The organism is Duganella levis (assembly GCF_009857605.1).
Taxonomy (GTDB): domain Bacteria; phylum Pseudomonadota; class Gammaproteobacteria; order Burkholderiales; family Burkholderiaceae_D; genus Rugamonas; species Rugamonas levis.
Map to the genome: position 1 here is coordinate 129,150 of NZ_WWCT01000023.1, position 7,721 is coordinate 136,870.

The window sequence follows — 7,721 nt, forward strand, 5'->3', positions numbered from 1 at the left end:
CCCCCTCCCGTCCGTCATGGGCATTTTTATGAGAGTATGTATGCAAGCCAGACCATTCAAGCCAGCCCTGCTTCCCGCGCTGATCGCCCAGCTCTTCATGTTGCCCGCCCATGCGGCGGACGGCGCCGACCAGGCGCCGACGAACGATGCCATCCAGGTCATCGTGGTGGACGCGCAGCGCGCCACCAACACCATCGCGCGCCAGGCGCAGGAACAGGCGCCCAACCTGGTCAACCTGATGACGGCGGCGGAAATGCGCAAGCTGCCAGACGTCAACATCGCCGAGTCGGTGCGCCGCATTCCCGGCATCTCGCTGGAGACCGATACCGGTGAAGGCCGCTTCATCAATATCCGCGGCCTCGATGCCGATCTCAACAGCACGACCTTCGGCGGCCTGCGCCTGCCGCCGTCGAACAACGCCTCGCCGTTCGGCGGTGGCCGCGCGGTGGCGCTGGACGCGATTCCGACCGGCCTGGTCGGTGCGATCACGGTCACCAAGTCCAACCTGCCGGAGCAGGATGCCGAGGCGCTCGGCGGCACCATCGAGATCACGCCCAAGACTGCGCCGCGCAACGGCAAGCCATTCGTTGAAGCGCGCATCGGCAGCGGCCGCGAAACGCTGCGCGGCACCAACATCGCCGACCTGTCGCTGACCGCCGGCACCCGCTTCGGCGGCGCCGCGCTGGTGCCCGGCGGCGTCGATGCAGTGGCCGACCATCCGTTCTCGATCGTCGTCACCGCCGCCTATTATGAAGACAAGCGCGGCGTTGACGACGTCGAGCCGGCCTTCCTCGACGACGGCGTCCACGGCCCGCTGGCCTACGCCGGCTGGGACCAGCGCTGGTACCAGTACCACCGCCGTCGCCACGGCGTCGGCGTCGACCTCGGCTACCAACCGAACGCGCGCGACAGCTACTACCTGCGCGGCTTCGACGCCGGCTACACCGAATCGGTGCTGCGCCAGCGCCTGACGGTGACGCCGGACGGCGCGCCGGTGACCACCGCCAATGGCCTGATCGACGGCCTCGGCGCCAACGGCTTCGACAAGACGCTGCGCGACGAACAGGAAACCATCAACAACAAGGTCTTCATGGCGGGCGGCAAGAACATACTGGAACACGCGGTGCTGGACTACCGCCTGGGCTACACGCGCGGCTCCTACAACAAGGCGCATGACTACAACTCCGACTTCAACTACACGCCCGGCAGCGACGCCACCGTCAGCTACAACAACGGCGGTCCGGGCAACGTGCCGGCGTTCACCGTCAACGGCGCCGACTACCTCAATCCGGCCAACTACACGCTGGTCAAATTCCAGAACAGCACCACCGATATTTCCGACCACGAATGGTCGCTGGCCGGCAACCTGAAGTGGGATACGCGTCTCGGCGCTTACGACGAGGAAAGTTTCAAGGTCGGCGCCGGCGCCCGCCTGCGCAAGCGCGTGGTCCACGGCCAGCCGTATTCGTTCGACAACCTGCCGGCGTTGCCATTGACCGCCGCTTCCGGCGGTTCCAACGTCACTTTCTATAACGGTCACTACCAGAACGGCCCGCAAATGACGCCCGGCCTGCTGCAAAACCTGTACGGCAGCCAGCAGGTGGTGTCGGCCGGCGACGCCGAGAACGCCGCCCTGCAATATCTGCAGGACAAGGAAAACATCTACGCCGCCTATGGGCAATACCAGATGCGCGCCGGCGCACTGGGCGTAACCGGTGGCGTGCGGGTCGAGGCCACGCGCGCCAACTACGCGGCCAATTCCAAGGGTACTGACGCCAACGGCAATACCCTGATCCAGCCGGACAACCGCGACCGCAACTACGCCAACTGGTTCCCAAGCGTGCAGGCACGCTACGAACTGGACGATTCCACGCTGCTGCGCGCGGCGTTCTCGTCGACCATCGCCCGTCCCGGCTTCAGCCAGGTGTCGGCCTCGCTCAACATCGATCCCGGCGCCAACACCGTCACCAAGGGCAATCCAGACCTGAAGCCGACCACCGCCCACTCCTTCGACCTGTCGTTCGAACGCTACCTGCCCAATGCCGGCATCGCCTCGGTCGGCGTGTTCGACAAGGAAATCAGCAACTACATCGCCGCCAGCCAGACCACCCAGACCTTCCCCAACGATGGCCTATTCGCCGGCTTCGTCGGCGCCGCCCACGTGTATTCGTTCGCCAACGTCGGCAAGTCGTCGGTGCGCGGTATGGAGCTGAATTACGAACAACGCTTCACCACACTGCCGGGCTGGCTGTCCGGCCTCGGCGCCAGCGCCAACTACACCTTCGTCGATTCGCGCTTCGAGATCCGTCCCGGCGAGCACTCGACCTTGCCATCGACGTCGCGCAACACCGTCAACGCCGCCGTGTTCTACGAGGCTGGACCGTGGAACCTGCGCCTGGGCATGTACACGCTGTCGCGCAACCTGTGGGCGATCGGCGCCAGCGCGGCGCAGGATGTGTATTCGGAGCGCCGCACTTCGTATGACTTCGGCGGCGCTTACGCACTCAACAAGCACGTTTCCGTGTACCTTAACGCCAAGAACCTGAGCAACACGCCGTTGAAATTCGCCGAGGGCACCTCCAACCGCACCATCCAGCGGGAATTCTACGGTCCGACCTATCAGGCCGGCGTCAATCTTTCGTATTGATTCATTCACCCATAGGAACCACCATGCATCACACCAAACAACTCTTCGCGCCGCTGGCCCTGCTGTTGAATCTGGCGGCATTGCCTGGCGCCATGGCGGCGCCGGCATTCCATGTCGAGGCCACCATCGCGCTGCCGGGCGAAGGCAAGTGGGACTACGCCAATATCGACGCCGTCCACCAGCGCCTGTTCGTCACCCACAGCAGCCAGGTCCAGGTAATCGACCTCAAGACGCGCCAGCTGGTGGGGGCGATTGCCGGCACCGACGTCCCGCACGGCGTCGACTTCGCGCCCGAACTAAACCTGGGCTTCATCAGCAACGGCCATGCCAACAACGTGACCGTGTTTGCGCTCGACAGCCTGGCCATTCGCCAGCAGGTCAAGGTCGACGGCAAGAACCCGGACGCCATCCTGTACGTGCCTCAGTCGCACCAGCTGTACACCTTCAACGGCGGCAGCGCCGATGTCAGCGTCTTCGACGTGCCCAGCATGCGGCTGGTGAACACCATCAAGGCCGGCGGCCGTCCGGAATTCGCCGTCAACGATGGCGCCGGTCATATTTTCTTCAATATCGAAGACAAGAACGCGATGGAAATGATCGACATCGCCAGCGGCAAAATCGCCGCGCACTGGGCGCTGGACGGCTGCGAGGAGCCAAGCGGCCTGGCGCTCGACAACGTCCACGGCCGGCTGTTTTCGGTCTGCAAGAACCAGCGCGCCGTGGTGACCGACGCGCGCACCGGCAAGCGCGTGGCCGAATTCGCGATCGGCACCCATCCGGATGCCGCCGTGTATGACCCGGCCACCGCCACGGTGTATGTCTCCAACGGCGACAGCGCCACCCTGACCATCGCGCATCAGGTCACGCCCGACCGCTACGAGGTGCTGGACAACGTCGCCACCGCAGTCGGCGCCAAGACCATGGCGTTCGATGCGGCCACCAAGCACGTGTACCTGCCGACCGCCGCCGATGGAAAAATGAAGGTCCTGGTGGTGAACGCCGCCGTCAAGTAAGTAGCACGCCCTCCGCGCCGGCGCGGAGGGCAATCGATCAGGCTATGCGGGTTGCTTGCGCGTGCGCGTCACATACGCCAGCACCGGCATCAGCAGCAGCACCAGCGGCAACTGCACCACCAGTCCCGAAATAATCGCGATCGCCAGCGGCTGCTGCATCTCCGAACCTTTGCCGATGGCGAAGGCCAGCGGCAGCAGGGTCAGGATCGCCGCCAGCGTGGTCATGGCGATCGGCCGCATGCGGTTGATCCCGGCCTCCACCAGCGCCTCATCCAGCGGCATGCTGTGCAGCAGTTCCTGCTGCTCCGAATAATAGAAAATCGCCACCTCGGTCGCCATGCCGATGATCATGGTCATGCCCATCATGGCGGAAATATTCAGTTCCGTGGCGCTGACCCACAGGCCGACAAACACCGCCGATACCGCCAGCAGCGCCGTCACCAGGATCGACAGCGCGATGCGGAAACTCTCGTACATGAACAACAGCAGCAGGAACACCAGCGCCGCCGCCGCCGCGAACACCATCAGCAGGCCCTGGAAGGCGATCTGCTGCTGCTCGTACAGCCCGCCCAGCGTGAAGTAGGCGCCAGCCGGCAACGCGCCCGGTTGCGCCATCGCCTGCTTGACGTCGGCGATCACCGAACCGAGGTCGCGGCCACTGATGCGGCCCGTCACGGCTACCATGCGCCGCAGGTTTTCGCGCGCGATCTGCGGCTGACCGGTGACCGCCTCCAGCGTCGCCACCCGTTGCAGCGGGAACAGGTGGCCATCCGGCGCGCGGATCTGCAACTGCAGCACATCGCTGTCGCTGTTGCGCAGGTCCTTGGGTATCCACAACCGCAGGCCGATCATCTTGGTGCCGCTGGCGATGCGGGTGGTCACCACGCCGTTGAGCATGGCGTCGACCGACTTGCTGATGGCGTCGACGTCGGTGCCTTCCTGGGCCGCCCTGGCCGGGTCGATATGGATCAGCAGCGCATCGCCGGCCGGATTGATGCCGTTGCGGACATCGACCACGCCATTGATTTTGGCGATGCGCGCGGCCACGTCCTGCGCCGCGCGATTCAGGCGCGCCGGCGTATCGGCAAAAATCTTGATTTCCACCGGTTGCGGCACGGCGGTCAGGTCGCCGATCAGGTCTTCCATCAGCTGCGCCATTTCTACCGTCAGGCCGGGCACGTTGTGCTCGACGCGGCCGCGGATGTCGTTCATCACCTCTTCGACTGGACGGCGCTGGCCGGCCTTCAGGCGGATGAAGAAGTCGCCGCTATTGGCTTCGCTCAGGGTGCCGCCCAGGCCGGTGCCGGTACGGCGCGAATAGCTTTCCACATCGGGCGTGTTGCGCACGATCTGCTCGACCTGGCGCAGCAGGCGGTCGGTTTCCGACAGTGCCGTGCCCGGCGGACTGCGGTAATCCAGCACGAAGCCGCCCTCGTCCATGGCCGGCATGAAGCCGGAGCCAACCGCCTTGAAGGCCAGCACGCCGACCACCACCAGCAGCGCCACCGCCGGCAGCGCCAGCAGCGGCCGCTGGAACAGGCCGCGCAGCAGGCGGCGGTACTGCTTGTGCAGCCACAGCAGCATGCGCGACTCGGCGTGCGGCTCGGCGTCGCGCTGCTTGAGGAACAGGTCGGCCAGCAGCGGCACCGCCAGCCAGGTCAGCAGGAAGGAAATGAACAGCGCCGCCGCCATCGTCAGCGACAGCGCCTTGAAGAAGGCCCCGGTGACGCCGCTGAGGAAGGCCAGCGGCGCGAAGATCACCAGCGTCGAGCCACTGGAACCGGCCAGCGGCCGGGTGAATTCGATGGCCGCCGCGATCACGCGTTCATGCGTTTCGCCCTGCCCGCCCTGCAGGCGGCGCACGATGTGCTCGATCATGACGATGGCGTCGTCGATGATCAGGCCGACGGCGGCGGCCATGCCGCCCAGCGTCATGATGTTGAAGCTCATGCCCAGCACCGACAGCAGCACCACGGTGCTGGCCAGCACGGCCGGCACCACCACCACCGCGATCAGCGTCACCTTGAGGTTACGCAGGAACAGCAGCAGCACCAGCGCCGACAGGCCGATGCCGATCAGCACCGCGTCGCGCACGCTGGTGGCCGACTCGGTCACCAGCTGGCTCTGGTCGTACCAGCTGGCGATGCGCACGCCGGCCGGCAGGTTGCGCTGGAAGTCGGCCAGCCGCGCCTTGATGTCGGTGGCGATCTGCACGCTGTTGCTGCCCGGCTGCTGGTAGACCGAGAACAGCACGGCGTCGCGGCCATCGGCCGTGACCCGCGTCCATTCCGGCACCGCCGACTGCTCGACGCTGCCGACATCGGCCAGCCGCACCATGCCGCCGGCGGTATTGCGCAACACGGTCTGGCGGATTTGCGCCAGGCTCTGCAGGCGGCTATCGGTCATCACAAGGTACAGCTTGTAATGGTCTTCCAGCCGCCCCACCGCCGACAGCACATTGCTGGCCGTCAGCGTGCGGGCGACGTCGTCCAGCGTCAGGTCATGCGCGCGCAGACGCGCCGGATCGATGCTGATCCGGTACTCCTCCAGCGCGCCGCCCATGGTCTGCACACTGGACACGCCGTTGACACTCGACAGCAGCGGCCGCAGCTGATAGTCCGCCAGGTCGCGCAGCTGCGACGGCGACAGCGTGCTCGACACCAGGCTGTAGGCGATGATGGGGAACACCGTCGGGTCCATGCGCCGGGTCGTCATCTGGGTGCCGGCCGGCAACTGGCCGAGGATCTGGCCGATGGCCGCATTGACCTCCAGCGTGGCGCCGGTCATGTCGCGGCCCCAGTCGAAGTTAAGCGAGATTTCGGCCGAGCCGCGGCTGGTGGTCGAGCGCACGCTGCGCACCCCCGGCACCCGCCGCACCGCTTCCTCCACCGGCCGCGTGACCAGCATTTCCATCTGCTCGGCCGGCTGGTCGCCGGCGTCCAGCGACACCACCGCGCGCGGGAACGAGACGGTCGGGAACAGCGACACCGGCAGATGGAAGGCGGCCACCAGGCCGGCCAGCGCCAGCATCACCAGCAGGAACAGGATCGAACGGCGGTGCGATTGCGCCCAGGCGGCGACGCTCATGGCGCGCTCCGGCGCAGTTCGGCGCCGTCCTTCAATTCATAGTTGCCGAGCACGACTACCGGCAGCGCCGCATCAAGCGCGCCGTCGACGCCCACCACGCGGTCGCCTTCGACCACCTTGCGCACCGCGACCCGGCGCGCCTTGTCCTGCACCACCTGGAACAGGTAGGCGCCCTGGTCGTCGACCAGCACCGCCTGGCGCGGCACGGCCCAGGCCTTGCTGCGCGCCAGTTCGATCACGCCCTGCACATGGGCGCCGACCGGCAGGCCGGCCTGCGCCGGCAACATGACGATGGCGCCGGCCATCTGCGTCTTCGGGTCGACCATGTTCTGCACCGAGAACACGCTGCCGGCAATGGCTGGCGCGCCGTCGCGCGGCGCGGCCAGCGTCACCTTCATGCCGGGCTGGACCTCGCCGGCGCGCATCGGTTCGATCGCCAGCAGCACCTTCAGCGTGTCGGTGCGGCCCAGCTGCACCACGGTGGCGCCGGCCGCCACGCGGTCGCCCTGCGCCAGCAACAGCGCGCTGACCACGCCATCGAACGGCGCCCTCAGTTCGGCCGTGCCGTGGGCGCCGTTCAGGCGGGTCTGGGCCGCCAGCGCGGTCTGGGCGTCGGCAGCGGCCTTGGCCGCACTATCCACCTGCGACTGGGTCGACAGCTGTAAGGCCAGCAACTCCTTCTGCCGCCGCAGTTCCTGCTGTGCAAATTCCAGCGCGCTGGCCGCCTGCTCGTAGGCCACCAGCGCGTTCGGATCGCTGGCCATGACCGCCAGCAGATCGCCGCGCTGCACCGCCTGCCCGGCCACCACCGCCGTGCGTGTCAGCTGGCCGGCCTGCGGAAAGCTTTGCGACTCGATCTTGCCGGCCACGATATCGCCGAACACCGGCATGGTCAGCGGCATGTCCTGCCGCGACGGCAGCGCCGTCCGTACCAGCACCGCGCCGCCGGCGTCGGCCGCGGCGGCGGCGGTGGC

Annotated in this window: 4 protein-coding genes; 2 read left to right on the forward strand and 2 right to left on the reverse strand. The window is 66.8% G+C overall.

The window, feature by feature from the left end:
• The first annotated feature begins 40 nt into the window (after positions 1–40).
• Entirely contained in the window at positions 41–2,647 is a 2,607-nt protein-coding gene (locus GTP69_RS24155; RefSeq protein WP_202424547.1) for a TonB-dependent receptor, read from the forward strand.
• A 23-nt stretch (positions 2,648–2,670) separates the two neighbouring features.
• Entirely contained in the window at positions 2,671–3,660 is a 990-nt protein-coding gene (locus GTP69_RS24160) for a YncE family protein (RefSeq protein WP_161057261.1), read from the forward strand.
• Positions 3,661–3,702: 42 nt separating this feature from the next.
• On the opposite strand, the gene GTP69_RS24165 is transcribed toward GTP69_RS24160, so the two are convergent.
• Positions 3,703–6,747: an efflux RND transporter permease subunit gene (locus GTP69_RS24165; RefSeq protein ID WP_161057262.1), complete on the reverse strand. Its 3,045-nt coding sequence runs from the start codon at positions 6,745–6,747 to the stop codon at positions 3,703–3,705.
• Positions 6,744–7,721: efflux RND transporter periplasmic adaptor subunit (locus GTP69_RS24170; protein ID WP_161057263.1), on the reverse strand; the 978-nt coding region annotated here is incomplete at its 5' end. The genes GTP69_RS24170 and GTP69_RS24165, both read right to left, overlap by 4 nt.

What these genes read in the sequence shown, in the direction of transcription:
- GTP69_RS24165 (WP_161057262.1), bottom strand. Translation starts at nt 6,747, where the DNA reads ATGAGCGTCGCCGCCTGGGCGCAATCGCACCGCCGTTCGATCCTGTTC.
- GTP69_RS24155 (WP_202424547.1), top strand. Translation starts at nt 41, where the DNA reads ATGCAAGCCAGACCATTCAAGCCAGCCCTGCTTCCCGCGCTGATCGCC.
- GTP69_RS24160 (WP_161057261.1), top strand. Translation starts at nt 2,671, where the DNA reads ATGCATCACACCAAACAACTCTTCGCGCCGCTGGCCCTGCTGTTGAAT.